The following is a 14,893-nucleotide window of genomic DNA, read 5'->3' on the forward strand; positions in this document are numbered from 1 at the left end:
AAGTGGATGCATGAAACGAGAAGAAGCATTACAGCATTTTATGGATGAATGCGTGTCAGTTCATGTCAGCCGATTGCAAGAGAAAGTTGTTCGACAGTTTCGCCAAAACAAGGAACTTTTGCTACAGCCAATCATTCACTCCCTTGAACAGCTGTTTGTGAATATTAGAGAGCAGCAAGGGCAGGGAAGATTAGCATCTGTTGCTTTTATTCATTTTTCATTGCTAAGAACGTCTTTGCTAGAAAACAAGTTTACGTATTTGCTAGAAGCCTATGGAGAAACTTGGTATTACGAATGGACAGAATGCACGGCACTGTATGAAGCGGATTGGCTAAGTGAAGCAATTACAGAGTTACAAACAATACTTGAAAAAGAAAGAAAACCCTATCTCAGTATTCAAGCAGCGGACGTTCGAGTCATTATTCAGCAGACAGTTATCCTATTTCATCACTTTATCATTCAATTGATACGCTATCTCTTTCGCTATCAAAAAGAATGCGTACCAAAAATCAATTTTCAACGAACAGCGTGCTTACGTTTTCGTGTCGGTGAATATAAAGGGTTCAGTGAAGATGTTGCAATCATCGACGAACGGGAACGTGAGGAGAAGAACCTTCTCTTATGGTTAGAGAAAAAAGAGACTGACCAATCGTATACGTTTGAAAACTTCTCGAACCTTCCCTTACAGCAGAAAGATTTCAATCAGATGGACTTCTCCTATGCGAATTTCAAAGAGAGTAATTTAGAAGGCTCCTCATGGAAACACAGTGTATGCATCGGTACTAGTTTTCAACAGTGTAGATTAGCCAATGCTGATTTTTCATATGCAGCCATTCAAGATGCTGATTTTCGACAGGCTAATTTAGCAGGTGCGAATTTTACTCATGCGCAGGGAAAAACGCTAAGGCTTTCCAATTATGAAGTTGCGAGCTATCTTGGCACAGATTTCAGTAATGCAAATTTAGAAAATGCAAGATTTGAGTTTGCGCAGATGGCAGGTGCTAATTTTACAGGTGCCAATCTAAAAGGTGCAACCTTCTTTAAACGCGATCAAGAAAAGTATCTATTCAGCCCAGAACAGATAAAAGACATTCATTGGATTCATTAACTTTGTGCAAAAGTGATGAGGGAAAGCAATAGTGGTTACAGGAGGAAAAGATGGAGTATTTTATTCTGCGGCAAGATCAAAGTATTACCAATCCAATTATTCCTTTGAAGACAGACCTCGATGATGATTTTGTCTGTTCGTCTGTTTTTGGAGAAGTGATAGAAAAAGAGAATGCACTCTATTTGGATTATTTAGAAAAGCCTCGGAGAATCGTGTCTGAACAATTAAAAAAGTTATTAGTAAAATACGAGGATAATTTGGCATTTACAGCCATTGTTTTTACGGATGTTAAGAAAGGGACACAGCGCATCTATTGGCTATTAGACATTGTGAAAAAGCATTGTATTTCCCATGAAACGACGTATTATCCAGACGGTCGCATAAAGGAGCTTGTGATTAACCCCAAAAAAGTGGAATTGGATTGTATTTTTCAGGTCGATAGCAAAAGGGAATCTTTTACCATCGTTAATTTAGATGTGGCAGAAAGTCTCTTAAGACGACCATTTCTTGGAATTCAGCTACAGCGTGTAAAGCTAGAGAGACGATAAACCATTCTAAAAAATTATAATGAAACACTGTTGCTACAGTGTTAACGCGAAATTGTTCACAAATAATCCGAAGGGAAGGATAGCAAATGGCTCAAGTTGTAGAAAATTTGGAGACAGAGGGTTCGGGACAAGAGCAATTTAGTTATGTGGTACATGGAGCAATCATTTCCTGTGAGCATGGTAGCCATCTGAATTATTTAAATTTACCACAGGATCATGGTGTTTATATAAAAGGCAAAGCTGTTATGAATGTAGGCGATCGAAACCCTGAAAATATCCCAACCTTTGGTGTTTGCTTGAAATTAAAAAAGCCGTGTACTCCAGCATGTTCCATCGACTGGATGGAAGGGATGGAAAATGTCAATATCGAGGGGAAGCAAGCGCTATTAAACCGTTGTCATACGCAATGCTCTGCAGGCGGAGGAAAAATCGATATAGTTCATGATGGACAAGAGGATTTGGAAATACCAAAACAAGGTTTTTAAAAAAATAATTGCTTGAAAGGAGGTAAGCAATGACAACGCTAGAAAAAAAGGAAGTCCACATGATTAGTACGTATGAGGATCTTGTGCTTGAATGGCCTTATCCTCTAATTCATTTAGATAAACTAACCATTAAACATAAAGGCAATGACCATGCGAGATTGTACTTTACAGGAATGATTGCTGAAGAGCAAGCACAAAAGTATATTCAAAGGGTCAGTCATACTGATGAAGTGGTTGTGAAATTTGGACGAGAGCAAGGTATTTTGTTTTCAGGACGAATAGAAAATGCAGAGTTACAGGCTGTTCAAGGTGTGCATTATGTCTTAGTTGAAGCGGTATCGTTTACAGCAAACATGGATATTGAGAAACGCTCCCGTTCTTTCCAAGATGCGAATATGACGTATGTAGAGTTAATGAATCATATTGTGGGAGCCTACCCTCATGGTGATTACATCGACCATGCTTCTAATAGCCAAGCCATTGGTCATATTTCCATTCAATACTTAGAAACAGATTGGGCATTTATTAAAAGAATGGCCTCAAATTTACATGCGGTTGTTTTCCCAGATTTAAAAGGAAAAGGTCCGCGATTTTGGTTTGGTACACCGCAAAGTAGGAAAAGCATATCAATCGACCATTTACCTTCCACATTACGTATGGATATCGATACGTATCGGCTAATTACTGAAAACGATGGCACTGATGTAAGCGAAATCGATTATACTTTTTGTGAGTTTGAAAGCACAGAGGCCTATGAGCTGGGCACTTCAGTCCAATTAAAAGGAAGATCCTATGTTATTACGGCTCGGGAAGTCTGTCTTGAGGGTGGTGTCTTAAAGTTTCAATATTCCGCCCAACCAGAGAAAAGTATTCGCCAGCGATTGGTACGCAATTTAGATCTTATTGGGGCAGCTTTTACAGGAAAGATCATCGATGTCACACAGAACACGGTGAAAATTCATTTGGATATCGATAAAAAACAGGATAAAGCAAAGGCCCATTGGTTTGCTTATTCTGCCGATGCGAATGGGGTTATGTATTTAATGCCTCAAATAGGAGCACGTGCCCAATTACATTTTCCGAGTGCAGTGGAAGAAGAGGCTATCGTTATTAGCTCTGTCCGGGTAGACCCAGTCACACCTGAGGGTGGTCAAAAGCAGACGAAGAAAATGGCGGACACGACCGTTAAATCATTAGCGACCAATGCTGGGAAAGATGTGACATTAGGTGTTGGGGATATTACCTTTAGTGCAGTAGATGGGGTATTGGACTTAAAGATGGATGATGGAGAAGGTGTAACATTTCTTAGTAACAGTACCATCATGCTTGCAGCGGATGAAACACTTGACATTAGCGGGATGAAAGAGCTATCTGTAGAGGCGGAAGAGTGGATTGCCATTTCAGCAAAGGAGCAAAGTCATGTAATCCTTGCTGCTGACACACAGTTAATTAGTACACTTATTGATCAGGAAGGTACAGAGAAGAAAAGCCAACCTCCGAAGTTAAATGAAGAAGCAATCGAAGCTACGTCGAAAGTTGACGTCATTTTCCCCCAAAAGGCAGAGGTGAAAAAAGAGAAAAAAGGCTTTTTTAGTAGTTTATTAGATGGTGTAAGTTTGGCACTGGATGTAGCTGGATTCATTCCTGGTATAGGGACAATTGCAGATATTGCGAATGCAGGTATTAGTTTAGCTCGGGGAGACTATATGGGCGCAGCCATGAACTTAGTGGGGGCGGTTCCAATAGTTGGTGATGCAGCAAAAACAGCATACAAGGCCAAGAAAGCAGCAAAAGTGGCAGAGGCAGCGAGTAAAACGGCAAAGGCTGCGGATAAGGCAGTTGATGCCTCAAAAGCAGTTAAAGGGATGAAAGCAGCTTACACAAAAGTATCCAAGACGCTAGATACCGTATCAGCGGTAGCCAACAAGGGCTCAAAGAGCGTCAAGACAGCAGCAGATAAAGTCATCGCCTCCATGGACGAAGTGCTAGCTGTTTCGAAGGCAGTAGACGGTATGAAAGCAATGGCCAAAACAGAGCTAACGAAATTTAACCATGGGGTATTAAAGAAATTTAATTGTACTAAAGGGTTAAGTGATAAATTCTGTAAAAAAGGCTTTGAACCTGTTGATTTAATTACAGGACGAATGATATATGAAGGTGTAGACTTTGAGCTACCTGGACCAATCCCTCTTTCATGGGAACGAGCTTGGTACAGTGATAGTAGCAGGGTTGGCTTGTCAGGTCATGGTATGCACTTTATCTACGATCTTGCCTTAGAGATATTTGAGGAAGAAGACCTGATTGGGATTGTAGTAACAGATGGTCGTGCAGTTGGGTTTCCAATTTTACCAATAAATTTGCCATATTTTAATAAAAAAGAAAGAATGACCCTGATAAATACAGGGGAAGAGTATCATTTGTTTGAGCATGATACACGATTAATTTATGCATTCGAACAAGTAACAACCTCAACATACCGATTAAAAGAAGTAAAAAATGGGCAAGAGCACCATCTTCAATTCGCCTATAACAATAAAGGTTTCCTATCTCAAGTAACAGATAGCGTTGGCAGAATTCTAGATGTTACGACCAATGAGGCAGGAAGAATGACAGAAGTTGCCTTACGTAATCAGAACAATTGTGAAGTATTGGTGCGCTATGTTTATAATGATGTTCAGGATCTAATCGAAATTCAAGATGCATTAGGTCAGAGCACGCATATAACCTATGTGAATCACTTAATGATGCAAAAAATCGACCGCAATAAAAATAGCTTCTTCTGGCGCTACGATGGCCCAACAACAGGGGCAAGAGTAATCAAAACATGGGGAGATGGCAATGTTCTAGCAGGTGAGCTTGCCTATTTCGACGGCTATAATGAAATCACTAATAGTTTAGGACATACAAGCTATTACTATTTTAATAAAGATAACTTGTGTACGAAAATTGTCTATCCAGATGGCAGTGAAGTCAGCTATGAATATAATGAGGACTTTGAATTACTCCAAGAAGTAGATGAAGATGGCCGCACAACAACATTCAGCTATGATGAATGGGCAAATCCGGTAACCATCACTCTTGCAGATGGCAGTACATTATCCTCACAGTATGATACTAAGGATAGGCTCATTCAAGCAGTTAACGCAGAGGGCGGAAGTCGTCAGTGGATCTATAATGAAGACGGTACATTGCAGGCAATTATGTTAGAAGACGGTACAAAGACTGAATTTTCCTATAATGAGCATCGTTTAATTGACACAGTGACAAATGCGCAAGGTCATATGGTAAGCTTAGCGTATGATGCAGATTTGAACTTGAGCCAAGTGACATTACCAGACGGGACAAGCTCCACTTGGACATATGACCGCCGAGGTAACTGCATTAGTACAACCAATCCATTAGGGGCGACAGAGAAGTTCCGTTACGATCACTTGAATCGCCTTGTTCGCGCAAATCTTTCAGATGGTAACGATGTGCAATTACAGTACAATGCCTATGACGATATTATTTTTGCGAAGGATAACCATACGCAAGTTGCCTTTGATTACACGATTCTTGGTAGCCTAACGTCTCGAAAACAAGGTGGTAAGAAAGTACAATTCACCTATGATACAGAGGAGCAATTAACCGCTGTGATCAATGAAAGAGGCGAAGCGTATAAGTTTGAACGTGATACGAAAGGCCATATCATCAAGGAAATCGGCTTTGATGATATGGAAAAAACGTATGAGCGAAGTCCAGCAGGATTGGTTCAGCGCATCCAACGTCCAGGAAATCGTTGGACAGCGTATCAGCATGATGATCTAGGGAATGTCATACGATCAGACTACTATGATGGCACATGGGAAACGTTTGCCTATGACAAAAACGGCTCGCTACGAGAAACGGAAAACGAGCATGTAACCGTCAAGCTAGAACGAGACCCATCCAACCAAGTCATCAAGGAGTGGCAAAATGACCAGTGGATTGCCAGTAGCTATGACGAGTTAGGCAATCGCTCCCAAGTAACAAGCAGCCTCGGTGCCAAAATTGATGTCATGCGTAATGAGCTGGGCAATATCTTACAAATGACTGCCTCTCGCTCCGAGCAAGCCCAGTGGACAGCCTCGATGCAATACAATGAACTCGGGCAAGAGATTGAGCGAATCCTACCAGGGGATGTCATCAGTAAATGGCAATATGATATCACAGGTAGACCAACACACCATCGCGTAAGTAGTCAAAGCCGAAATACGCGAAGACGTGTGTATAATTGGGATGTGAATCACCAATTACGCAGCATGGTCAATGAGCTAACCGGTGTAAAAGTAACGTATGGTTACGACGAATTCAGTAACCTCGTCTGGGCCAATCAAGATAGTAAATTTGATTTCTTATACCGTAGCGTCGATGATGTCGGCAATCTATATGAAACAAAAGACAAAAAAGATCGTGTTTATGGTGCTGGCAGTAGATTACTAGAAACACAAGATGCCCAATTCTCTTATGATGAAGAAGGAAATCTCATAGAGAAAGTCGAAAAGAATGGAGATACGTGGAAGTACGAGTATTATGGCAATGGCATGATGTCGAAGGTCATTAAGCCAGATAATACGGAAGTGACTTTCAAGTATGATGCTCTAGGTAGGCGAATAGAGAAGCGTTCTGAGGATAAGGCAACGCAATTTGTATGGGATGGCAATACGATTCTGCATGAGTATTCCACGGAGAATGTTGCAGATACTTTAGAAAATCTAAATTCCTCACAAACCGATACTGCTATAGCAGATAATCTAGTTACATGGGTGTTCAATGATAGCTTCGTCCCTTCTGCAAAGATTACGAGTGAAGGTCATTATAGTATTATTAGTGATTATCTTGGAACACCTGTTGAGGCATATGACGAAGAGGGTAATAGGGTTTGGTCTGCTCAGCTTGATATTTATGGACGAGTGAAAGAGTTCACTGGTGAGAAAGACTTTATTCCATTCCGTTATCAAGGGCAGTATGAAGATGTAGAAACAGGATTGTATTATAACCGATTCCGATACTACGACCCAGAACAAGGGAATTATACTCAAATTGACCCGATTGGACTCGTGGGTGGGAATCCTACGCTTTATGGATATGTTAGTGATCCTAATATTTATATTGATATTTTTGGATTAAAACAAGGTGGTTCATATGCTGAGGTTAGAGCAACGAACATTGGAGGTCAGGTACATCATATGCCTGCAAACTCAGTTTCTCCAGTAAGTCATGCGAAAGGGCCAGCAATTTGGATGCCTACTCCAGATCATCTTGATACAGCTAGTTGGGGAAGTTATAACAAAGGGAAACAATGGAGAGCATACCAGAAAGAATTGATTGATAATGGAAAGTTTGGAAAGGCTATGGAAATCGATATACGAGACATACAAAGAAAATTTGGTTCTCAATTTAATGATGGGATAAGAGAAATGTTGGAATACGCAGGAGACAATGGGTATATAACCAATGCAGAACAAAAAAGATTAACAAGAAAATATTGTAGATGAGGTAGAAGTTATGAGAAGAGAGTTAAAAATATTACCCAAAATCGGGATAAACGAAGTGAAGCTATCTATGACATCTTCAGACTTAAACAATATTATAGGTGAATTGAATAAGAAAAATATCAATGAAAAAGAATTTTATCTTTATCATGATGATTATGTATTTCATCTAGTAGATAATGTTTTAGTAAGTATTTCTGTGAACAATCCAAAGATTATTTTCTTAAATGAAAAAAAATATGACTTAATAGATGAAACAAAGCAATTTTTATTTAAAGAAAATCCGTATTTTGTAGATGGATGTTATTTATTCCCTCAGCATAACATGTCAATTTACGGTTTGGATTTTCCTGATGAGGGAATTCAATTAACAATTTATTCTGATAACCAAAAACATATTTACGAGAAAAATATAAAATTCGCTTTTCAATTCAGAAGCATTGAAAATCAGCCAATAAACTTAAAATATGAAATAAATCCGTATCAATCTGTAGGATTATTAAAATTCGGCATGCAATCAAGTGAAGTTGGGAAAATATGGGGAACGCCATTAAAAATAAGCACGAATAGTAAAAAGGGTATAACTACAGAAAACAGGACGAATAGTCAAGCAATGTATAATGAAAAAGGACAGTTAATTCAACTAGCTTTAAATTGTAAAGAGGATGTTTTTATTGATAATAAAATGTTATCAAAATTCGGGTCTAATTTGGATATTTTAAAAAATGAAGAGTATTTTATAAACAGAAACTATAAAATATATTTTAAATTTGGAATTGCATTAGACAATTTAGGAAACCTTTCTTCTAATGATTTTGTTTATGTTTTTGCAGAAGAAATGATTCCCCATTGGAAAAATATATATCGCCCTTTAATCTAACGATAATCCGAAGGCAGAGAGTTGCAATTCTCTGCATTTTCGTTAAAAACCTAACTTTTTTTATATTTTACTACTTTTTAAAAGAATAGCATAAATCCAAAGAACTGGATTTATTGTTATTCTTTCTTTTAATTTCCCTGTTGAGTGAACAGTTAGAAAAATGGTGAATTAGTGTAAAACATATTTAATGATCCCGAAAGAAGTGAGGTATAATGTTCTGCTACTTATTCCCTGTTAGGGAATGGTGGAACAGAAATTAGCTCAGAAGAATCAGACTTGTCCAAACAGAGGCTGATATAATAAAAGCTTTTGAAGATGCAGGCGAAGATCTTGCAAATAAAATAAAAAGTCCCGGTTGTTTAAAATAAGGGGTTAAAGAGAGGAAATTATGGTTTTTGACAAAGTTTATTTCAATAGAAGCTTTAGATTTATTAACATAAATCCAGATGTAGAGGTAGTTGATATCGAGGATATAAGAAGGCAAGAAACAGACAGTGTGTCAGTTTCACATGATACAATAAAACACAAGTTTGAGAATTTAAAAAATCTTAATGGCATATCAAATATTAGAGGGCTTAGATTAAACTCTTATGATTATAAATCCTTAAATGAACTAAAAAATTATAGTTCATTAGAATACTTTAACTTTTTGGGGAAAACTGATGAAGTAATTCCTTTTTCGGAATTAAATTCATTATGGTGTGTATACTTAAATTACGATAAAAAAACATGTAGTTCAATTTTTCAAAACAAGAATATAGAGTACTTATTTATTGATAATTATAGTGGCGATTCATCTGAAGAGTTCAATATATTTACAGAAGCTAAAAGAATAGGGTTAGTAAAAACTAAAATATTAGAATTTGAAGCTCTTAAGTACATGCCTTCCTTAGAGCACCTAGGAATAAGTTATAATTCTAAAATGACTTCTTTAAAGTGGGTTGAAGAGGGAAAATCATTAACTTTAATAGGTTTTCAAAATTGTAAAAACATTGAGGATTGGAGTTCAATTGGAAATGTCTCTAGCATAGAAAAAATAATAATTGAGAGCTGCGGTGAAATTCCTTCATTAGATTTCCTTCATCAGCTACCTAATTTACAAGAAGTTCGTATTATTGGAACAACAAGTATAGGGGATGGGAAAATAAAAAATATAATGAACCATAAAACTCTTAGATATTTATTTCTACCGATTAAGAAAGAATATGATATTAAACTAGGCGACTTAGAGGATTTTAATATTCGCTAGAAAAATTGTTACTTGGTTTGAAATGTACCAAGAAAAATTAATGCAAGTATTGATTCTGAAATATGTAAAGAGGACTTAATAAGTCTCCTTTACATATTTTTTTGTAGACAGTAGTAACTTAACTTTCTCTCCGTATCTTAGAAAGATTTGAATACAAAAAACTTTGGAAGAAGATATGGTATTAAGAATTTATTGCTCTATTGAAAACGATATATATTCATAGGACAAGAGGTTTGCAACTCACTATAATACAATACCATTTAGAACCAAACAGCTCTCTGTTTGTATTTTCATTTAATTTAAAATGTCTATCAAAATACATCAAAATTTATGATGCACTAGGTAGTCGTGTAAGAAGAGTTCTGACAAGAAGACAATGAGATTCTTGTGGGATGGGAATACGATTCTACATGAGTATTCCACGCAGAATGTTGCAGATACTTTAGACAATCTAAATTCTTCACAAACCGATACTGCTATAGCAGATAATCTAGTTACATGGGTGTTCAATGATGGCTTCGTCCCTTCTGCAAAAATTACGAGTGAAGGTCATTATAGTATTATTAGTGATTATCTTGGAACACCTGTTGAAGCCTATGATAAAAAGGGAATAGGGTTTGGTCAACTGAACTTGATATCTATGTACCCACATGTAGGCGGGACTGATGACTTTAAAAAGGATACAGGTTTTAAATATGGTTCGTCAGAAGCGGTTGTGGAAGCAACTAAAAGATGAAATAAATTAAAAGGAGGGTGTGTAACCTAAATGAACAACAATTTTAAAAGTAATTCTAATGAATTTTTTAATAATGATATTTTATTTGAGAATTCTTGGAAGAGTATATCGCTTTCCCAAATAAATGAAATTGTACCTGATGAGTTTCCAGGTAAAAAAGATTTTATAAAGTTTTACCTTACTACTAATGGTGGTGTGTTTTCTAAAGGGGCATATATTTATCCTGATAATTTTTATGAAGCTTCAAATAAGGATTATTATTCTATAGAAATTGGTAGTTTTTTTCATATTCCCTTAATCGAAGATGAGGAAGATTCTGATTATACAACATCTATTGAAAGAGCAAAAGATAGAAGGATAGATTATTCTGAGGAATTTGAAGACTTTGTTCTATTTCATATTCCTTTTGCTGATAATCATGCAGATAATGATTTTTGGATTGATATTCAAACAGGAGAAATTAAATACATGGATTATGAAGTAAGTTACGACCCTGAGAATGCTATTATTGTTGCACCTTCATTTCTTGATTTTTGCAAGCATATTCAGGCAAAACTTAAGTAAGATAATATAGTTTTCAGAAACATGTGTAAGAGGAAATAAGACTACGAGGGCATCTAGAGCGTTATATGATTATCTGGATTTTTAGGTTGTACAAACGATATTGTTGTTGTAAGGATGATGTACACTTTATCCTAATGTTTTGTTTCTTAAAGATTTCAAGATTCTTTCTGAAGTTGTGAGCTTTACTACGATTGAACTAGTAGTAAATATTTATGATGAATATTTCCAAACATAGGTAAGAAGACGCTATTAGCACTTCTTTACCTATGTTTTTGTGTATTAGAGAAGAATTAATGTGTCGTGTTTTTAGTGTTTAATCTATCTTTGGACGTTCAAAGTTATTAAAATTTTCATAACGGAACTTCTCCTTAGTGGATTGTTTGCGCTATTTACCTCGCATTCATATGTTCAGGTTGAACTTGTCTCTTATGGAAAACTAACTTGGCCTATTATTGACACAGATGTTTTTGGGTCTTGTTATTGTAATTATTCCTAATTCTGAAATGGATGATTGGTTCTTATTAAAAGAGAATGGAATAACTTCTAATTAAGGCGTTATATAAGAATATATAAAAATTGCTAATAGGTTGGAGACCACTGAAGATTTAATGGAGCAAAAGAGAGAAGGATGTTAAAATTTGGATGAGCGGGGTGTTGTTAATGAATGTATTTAGATTTGTAACTGATGATGATTTTAAAGATTTAACCTTTTTAAATAAGGACTATGTTCGTCTTTTTTCAACTTTTACAGGGCAAAAAATTACTCTGGATTGGAACGAAGAGGTATTTGGTATTTCAGAAGATAAACTGAATAGAGGAAAATTGTTAGATTTTGATTCACGTTGTTATGGAGCTACATTAATAGTAAAAAAGAAATTAGAAAAGCTTTTTATTGATGAATTTTCAGAAATTATAGAAACCTTCCCCATAAAAATCAAAGGTATTTCAGAGGAGTATATATATATAAATATAACAAATGTTATAACAGCAATTAATTTTGATGGTTTAGATATGCAAGAATCTCTTGCAATGTTGCGAGGTGAAAACATCAGATTTAATTTAGAAAAAATAGAAAATGAAACTATTTTTAGAGATATTAGAATTAACAACTTTTATTTCTGTACACAAAATTTTAAAGTTTTTATTGAAAAAAACGGCATTAATGGATTGCGTTTTATGAAAGTAGGGAAAGGACATAGAATGTTAGATGAATAGCATATGTTAAAATTTTCCTTATACAGGATTTTATGCAAAGTGAAGAATAAACCAGGTAAGTAAAAATACTGCTACATCAGCGTTTATGTTGCCTGTATAAAAAGGTGTATAAAAAATGTTCATAATAAAACCACGAAACATTGATGTAACAACATTCGTGGCTTTTCGGTGTATTTCCAAACTTACATTTGGGAACGTTATTGGCTTTATGAATGTATATGTTATAAATCCTTGTTGCACTAAAGCACCCTTCCAGCACTTTATTGGGAATATGAGTACTAATATTCCGTAATTCGCCAACCTGTTTCCTCATCCCAAATGGCATCCGTATCATCTAGATGCACATGCCAATCACCATTAGAAATACTTCTTCTAATATCTGTCAAACAGGTCAACCAATAAAACAGTACATGCAATGTATCTTCAAAATTATCTGAAAGTGGTAGCTTTGTTGAACCTGCAAAGATCACTGTTGGTTCATCCTGATCATAGTCATAAACACAAAATGTTTCTCCAATATCCTTTCTTTCAAAACCTGCATTGTATTCATCAATGATAGCCGTTATCTGTTGCTCCTCAATGTTGGTAAGGTTATGGTTTCTCATACAAGTGTAATAAACAGAAACTCCCATGCTACATTACTCCTTTATTAGTTTTAAACCTACGCCGTAAAATGCACCCAAAGCGTGGAAAGCTTTCCTCGTAGAGGATTTGGGAACGTTATTTTGTCTAATTGGTAAAAGAATAACTAATATAGGAGAAATAATATACATTATATCCCCTATTACTGCTAAAAAAATCCAATTAATTTAGCGTATCAAATCTTCCCAAAGCGCAGTTGGGTCACAATTCTTTCCTTCACGTTGTAAATCCACACAAATCTGACGGGACTCCAACAAAACAAGCTAATCCTGTTTCATGGCCAAACGATCATATATCAATCATTTAGTATTTTTGTTGTCACTTTGCTCGAATTGTAAAGAAAAAAGATACAAATAAAGTACAGAAGGATAAAAAGGTACCTTAATTAGAATATCAATTTCTTGAATTGAAAGCTATCGAACGAAGGGACTGAAAGTAAAACAAGGAAAATTTTACTTAAAAAATACAAATTATACAAGATTTATTGATATAACTATCTCGAATTAGGCAGTAATGAGAGGACAAGAATTTTAAAGGAAAGAGCATAAGGGAAATCTGCTATCGCCCCAAGTGATATTTAGATTTCCCTTATGCTCTTTCTAACATTTTTTGGGGATTTCCAGAAGTATTTTTAATTAAGGATCACCCGTAAATTTTTTTACGTGTTTGATTTTACAAGTCTTTTTCTGTTTCAAAGGGATAATAATTGAACCTTTAAAAAACACTAATGCTTCCAATTCTAAACGGAAGGCATTAGTGTTTTGTTTATTATTTACTCTTTAAAAAATTAATCTCTTTCTTTAAATCTTCTAGTGTCTTGCCTGCTATAAAATCAGTTATTTGCCCATTAACTTCATTTGAAATAGAGAGAGTTGTTGTATCACTTATATTTATATCATCTGTAAAATCGTCTGGATTATAATCGATTAGATTACTATTTAATGTAGCAGCTTTATTAACTGTATTGGTATCAATACTAATTAAATAAGGTTCAATTGCTCTTAAGTAGATATTATTGTTGGTATCAAAACTTTTCTTTAAGAATACAATGTATTTTTTACCGTATTCTGGTTATATGAATGAAGGATCCTTATTTTCTAATTTATGAATGGTCACTTCTGACGGTTCCTTTATTAAAATACCTTCTGGAGAAATGATTTCATCACCAGATGTTTCTTCATAGTCAATTATTTCTGATTATCTATGATTAACTCTTATTTCTTTAGTTTGCAAGTCTCCTGCTAATACTTCATCAACTGTAAAGTTATATAATTTTCCTTCGATATAATGATCCATAGCTTCTTTGTATAGATCAGATAATTGGTGTCTATATAAAAGAGGTGGGTAAATTGAAAATAAAAAAATTATTCTATGGTTTGATCGCATTAGCTTTATTCATGATTATGGGATGTAATATTCAAGGGGGAACTACAACAGTATCAATTGACAGTATAGATGCCGAAGAAGTTTTAACATTAGATTCTGATGCTGATTTTTTTCAGTATGATGGAGTTATCTACAAAGCTAATATTGATTGGGTTGAAGAATTGTCTTTAACAAAAGATGTTCAAATCAGTAAATAAAAACAAAAAATGATGCTAATACAGATTTTAGAGATGAGATGTCGAATAAACTTCCTGTTGGTACAAAGATTTTTTCCACCAAAGAACGAGGAGATATTTTAATTGTTGAATCTGAAAGAGAAATCAAAAAATATCTTGCAATTGTTGAAGGGTAAACAAAATTCCTTGTTCAACAAACGTGGTGCTTTAATTGAATAGATGAATGATGTATCCATCTCATACGAGGTGGTCTTTTTTATTTATACAGTGCCAAAACTTAACAGTATTGTCTTGTTAGGTATGCAAAGAAAGATGCTGAGGTTTTCATATTAGGTGAAATACCTAGAAATGCTATACTATTCATAAAAAGGGAAGGTGTATTTAAATTATG

11 protein-coding genes are annotated in these 14,893 nt (G+C 35.3%); 10 read left to right on the forward strand and 1 reads right to left on the reverse strand.

Annotated elements, in window-relative coordinates:
- The first annotated feature begins 10 nt into the window (after positions 1 to 10).
- The 9 genes from ABC382_RS24205 (at position 11) to ABC382_RS24245 (ending at position 12,298) form a co-directional block, all read left to right on the forward strand.
- A complete protein-coding gene (locus ABC382_RS24205) occupies positions 11 to 1,108 on the forward strand; it encodes a pentapeptide repeat-containing protein (RefSeq protein WP_322611546.1) in 1,098 nt (365 codons plus the stop codon).
- Positions 1,109 to 1,158: 50 nt separating this feature from the next.
- Positions 1,159 to 1,656 carry a hypothetical protein gene (locus ABC382_RS24210; protein ID WP_315063039.1) on the forward strand — a complete coding sequence of 166 codons (498 nt, stop codon included), beginning with the start codon at positions 1,159 to 1,161 and terminating at the stop codon, positions 1,654 to 1,656.
- 86 nt (positions 1,657 to 1,742) lie between these two features.
- A complete protein-coding gene (locus ABC382_RS24215) occupies positions 1,743 to 2,141 on the forward strand; it encodes a DUF4280 domain-containing protein (RefSeq protein ID WP_036075055.1) in 399 nt (132 codons plus the stop codon).
- 29 nt (positions 2,142 to 2,170) lie between these two features.
- On the forward strand, positions 2,171 to 7,657 hold the full coding sequence (locus ABC382_RS24220; protein ID WP_322611545.1) for an RHS repeat-associated core domain-containing protein: 5,487 nt from the start codon (positions 2,171 to 2,173) through the stop codon (positions 7,655 to 7,657).
- A 10-nt stretch (positions 7,658 to 7,667) separates the two neighbouring features.
- Positions 7,668 to 8,534, forward strand: coding sequence for a hypothetical protein (locus ABC382_RS24225; RefSeq protein ID WP_258860770.1), 867 nt, complete (start codon positions 7,668 to 7,670; stop codon positions 8,532 to 8,534).
- 388 nt (positions 8,535 to 8,922) lie between these two features.
- Positions 8,923 to 9,783, forward strand: a complete 861-nt coding sequence (locus ABC382_RS24230) for a hypothetical protein (protein WP_322611544.1) — start codon at positions 8,923 to 8,925, stop codon at positions 9,781 to 9,783.
- A gap of 376 nt (positions 9,784 to 10,159) precedes the next feature.
- Complete coding sequence (locus ABC382_RS24235; protein WP_412927234.1) at positions 10,160 to 10,519, forward strand: hypothetical protein; 360 nt, start codon at positions 10,160 to 10,162, stop codon at positions 10,517 to 10,519.
- Between the two features lie 30 nt (positions 10,520 to 10,549).
- Entirely contained in the window at positions 10,550 to 11,083 is a 534-nt protein-coding gene (locus ABC382_RS24240) for an SMI1/KNR4 family protein (RefSeq protein WP_269898179.1), read from the forward strand.
- A gap of 660 nt (positions 11,084 to 11,743) precedes the next feature.
- Positions 11,744 to 12,298 (forward strand): imm11 family protein, encoded by a 555-nt coding sequence (locus ABC382_RS24245; protein ID WP_322611542.1) that lies wholly within the window; start codon positions 11,744 to 11,746, stop codon positions 12,296 to 12,298.
- A gap of 278 nt (positions 12,299 to 12,576) precedes the next feature.
- Here the strand turns inward: ABC382_RS24245 and ABC382_RS24250 are convergent, their stop codons facing one another.
- Entirely contained in the window at positions 12,577 to 12,930 is a 354-nt protein-coding gene (locus ABC382_RS24250) for a hypothetical protein (RefSeq protein ID WP_322611541.1), read from the reverse strand.
- 1,359 nt (positions 12,931 to 14,289) lie between these two features.
- Here ABC382_RS24250 and ABC382_RS24255 point away from each other — a divergent pair.
- Positions 14,290 to 14,523 (forward strand): hypothetical protein, encoded by a 234-nt coding sequence (locus ABC382_RS24255; RefSeq protein WP_322611540.1) that lies wholly within the window; start codon positions 14,290 to 14,292, stop codon positions 14,521 to 14,523.
- Positions 14,524 to 14,893: the final 370 nt, after the last annotated feature.

The sequence above is a fragment of the Lysinibacillus phoenicis genome (genome assembly GCF_047238325.1).
Lineage (GTDB): Bacteria > Bacillota > Bacilli > Bacillales_A > Planococcaceae > Lysinibacillus > Lysinibacillus irui.

Bases quoted from the DNA above. Each gene is read 5' to 3' on its own strand.
- ABC382_RS24205 (WP_322611546.1), top strand. From the start codon at position 11: ATGAAACGAGAAGAAGCATTACAGCATTTTATGGATGAATGCGTGTCA.
- ABC382_RS24210 (WP_315063039.1), top strand. From the start codon at position 1,159: ATGGAGTATTTTATTCTGCGGCAAGATCAAAGTATTACCAATCCAATT.
- ABC382_RS24215 (WP_036075055.1), top strand. From the start codon at position 1,743: ATGGCTCAAGTTGTAGAAAATTTGGAGACAGAGGGTTCGGGACAAGAG.
- ABC382_RS24220 (WP_322611545.1), top strand. From the start codon at position 2,171: ATGACAACGCTAGAAAAAAAGGAAGTCCACATGATTAGTACGTATGAG.
- ABC382_RS24225 (WP_258860770.1), top strand. From the start codon at position 7,668: ATGAGAAGAGAGTTAAAAATATTACCCAAAATCGGGATAAACGAAGTG.
- ABC382_RS24230 (WP_322611544.1), top strand. From the start codon at position 8,923: ATGGTTTTTGACAAAGTTTATTTCAATAGAAGCTTTAGATTTATTAAC.
- ABC382_RS24235 (WP_412927234.1), top strand. From the start codon at position 10,160: ATGAGATTCTTGTGGGATGGGAATACGATTCTACATGAGTATTCCACG.
- ABC382_RS24240 (WP_269898179.1), top strand. From the start codon at position 10,550: ATGAACAACAATTTTAAAAGTAATTCTAATGAATTTTTTAATAATGAT.
- ABC382_RS24245 (WP_322611542.1), top strand. From the start codon at position 11,744: ATGAATGTATTTAGATTTGTAACTGATGATGATTTTAAAGATTTAACC.
- ABC382_RS24250 (WP_322611541.1), bottom strand. From the start codon at position 12,930: ATGGGAGTTTCTGTTTATTACACTTGTATGAGAAACCATAACCTTACC.